This is a genomic window from Streptomyces sp. NPDC049577, assembly GCF_040675635.1.
In the GTDB taxonomy this organism is placed as follows: Bacteria; Actinomycetota; Actinomycetes; order Streptomycetales; family Streptomycetaceae; genus Streptomyces.
This window is the reverse complement of the sequence record NZ_JBFAPH010000557.1, coordinates 1-2,355: the sequence shown is the minus strand read 5'-3', so window position 1 is coordinate 2,355 and position 2,355 is coordinate 1. Positions and strand designations below refer to the sequence as shown.

Annotated in this window: 3 protein-coding genes; all 3 read right to left on the bottom strand. The window is 75.2% G+C overall.

Translation table 11 applies throughout. The features are described from left to right. Window positions 1-439: PfkB family carbohydrate kinase (locus AB0K09_RS32580; RefSeq protein WP_366069002.1), on the bottom strand; the 439-nt coding region annotated here is incomplete at its 3' end. A 120-nt stretch (window positions 440-559) separates the two neighbouring features. Next, window positions 560-1,714: an N-acetylglucosamine-6-phosphate deacetylase gene (gene nagA / locus AB0K09_RS32575; protein ID WP_366069001.1), complete on the bottom strand. Its 1,155-nt coding sequence runs from the start codon at window positions 1,712-1,714 to the stop codon at window positions 560-562. Continuing rightward, window positions 1,714-2,355, bottom strand: a 642-nt coding sequence (locus AB0K09_RS32570) for an ROK family protein (RefSeq protein ID WP_366069000.1), incomplete at its 5' end; no start/stop codon positions are given. The genes nagA and AB0K09_RS32570, both read right to left, overlap by 1 nt.

Genomic DNA, 2,355 nt, shown 5'->3' with positions numbered 1-2,355 from the left:
CCGGCACCCCCGGCGGCAGGCTGCCGCACAGGGCCACGGCCGTGGCGTCGTCCAGCAGTTGCGCGTAACGGTCGCAGAAGGCGAGCCACTCCTCCGGGCCGATGTGCGGGCCCGGCTCGTTGAGCTGCGTGGTCTCGCCGCTGCCGTCGTCGACGACGGCGACCGTGCGGCGCGTGGTGCCGGCGACGGGCAGCAGGGCGTCCGTCACCGGGCCCGCGCTCTCCGCGAGGAGACGGCGGAGCGTCTCGCCGGTCGGGCCGCCCGCGAACCCGGTGACGACCGTCTCGTGGCCCAGGGCCGCCAGCACGCGTGCGACGTTGAGCCCCTTGCCGCCCGGGCGTTCCACGGCGCGCGTGACGCGGTGCGTGGTGTGCGGGCGCAGCCGCGGGACGCCGTACGTCAGATCGAGCGCGGCGTTGAGCGTGACCGTGAGGATCATCGGCGCCTCTCTCCGACCTCTCCAACCGATTGCGCCAGCGATCATGCCAAAACAGCGGCGGCAGGCCCAGACCTCGGGACCTGCCGCCGCTGCTCGATCGTGCGTCAAACGGGAGAGGAATCAGCGCACTTCGGGCCTAACCAGCCATTCGCCCCGGCGCATGACGCCCACGACGTCGTACGAACCGTCGAGCACGACGAGGTCCGCGTCCTTGCCGGGCTCCAGTGACCCGACCCGGTCGTCGACGCCCAGCAGCCGCGCGGGGTTGGCGGACAGGGCCCGCACGACGTCCTCGACGGGCAGCCGGTCCACCGTCACCGCCCGCTTGAACGCGGTGTCCAGGGTGAGGGTCGAGCCCGCGATCGAGCCGGCCGTCGGGCCGTCCGCGATGCGCGCGACGCCCTCCTTGACCTCGACCCGCATGGGGCCGAGCGGATACATGCCGTCGCTCATGCCGGCCGCGCCCATCGCGTCGGTGATGAACGCGACCCGGTCCGCGCCGGCCCGCGCGAAGGCGAGTTCCAGGACGGACGGGTGCAGATGCGTACCGTCGTTGATCAGCTCGACGGTGACCCGCTCGTCCTCCAGCAGCGCCGCGATCGGCCCGGGCTCGCGGTGCAGCAGGGACGGCATGGCGTTGAAGAGGTGCGTGGCCACGGTGGCGCCCGCGTCGACGGCCGCCAGGGTGGCCTCGTACGTGGCGTCGGTGTGGCCGACGGCCGCGACGACACCGCTGTCGGCGAGCAGCCGGACGGACTCCATGCCGCCCGGCAGTTCCGGCGCGAGCGTCATCATCCGCGCCGCGCCGCGCGCGGCCTCCAGGAGCTTGCGCACGTCGGACGGGTCCGGGGCGCGCAGCAGCTCCGGCTGGTGGGCGCCGCAGCGGTGCGGGGAGATGAACGGGCCCTCGAAGTGGATGCCCGCCAGCTCGCCCTGCTGCGTCAGCTCGGCGAGGACGGCCGCCTGCCGCGCCAGGTCGTCGAGGTCGCCGGTGACGGTGGAGGCGACCATGGTCGTCGTGCCGTGCGCGCGGTGCGTGCGGATCGCCGTCATGGCCTCCTCGGCGCTGCCGGCCGAGAAGGACGCCCCGCCACCGCCGTGCACATGGATGTCCACGAAGCCCGGGACGATCCAGTGCCCGGTGAGGTCGAAGGTCGGCGTCTCGTGCGGAACGTCCGCCACCACGCGCCCCTCGTCGATCGTGACGCGCCCCTCCTCGACCACGCCGGTCGGCAGCACCACGCGGGCGCCGGCGAGAACCGTTCGTTCGAGCATCAGACGGATACCTCCGAGGATTCCGGGGCTTCGGGGGACCGCGCGGCGACCAGGTCCCAGGCGAGCAGGCCCGCGCCCAGGCAGCCGGCGGTGTCGCCGAGGGCCGCCGGGACGATGCGGGGGAGTTTCTGGAACGTGACGCGCTCGGCGACGGCGGCGCGCAGCGGCGCGAACAGCGTCTCGCCCGCCTCGGCCAGCCCGCCGCCGATGATGAGCGCGCGGGGGTCCAGCAGGGTGAGGGCCGTGACGAGCCCGTCGGCGAGGGCGTCGACGGCGGCCTGCCACACGGCGCGGGCACGGGGATCGCCGGACGCCACGGCCTTGGCGCAGTCCGCGGCGTCGGCGCGCGGGTCGCCCGACGCGGCGGCCCAGGCACGACTCACGGCGGAGGCGGAGGCGACGGTCTCCAGGCAGCCGCGCCCGCCGCAGCCGCACTCCGGCGCGTCCGCGCCGGGGCGCACGGCGATGTGCCCGATCTCGCCCGCGCAGCCGTGGGCGCCCTCCTCGATGCGGCCGTCGATGCCGATGGCCCCCGCTATCCCGGTGCCGAGCGGGACGAAGAGGAAGCGGTCGGAGCCCTTGCCGGCGCCGAGGCGGCCCTCGGCGAGGCCGCCGGTGCGGACGTCGTGGCCGACGGCGAC

Bases quoted from the DNA above. Each gene is read 5' to 3' on its own strand.
- nagA (WP_366069001.1), bottom strand. From the start codon at position 1,714: ATGCTCGAACGAACGGTTCTCGCCGGCGCCCGCGTGGTGCTGCCGACC.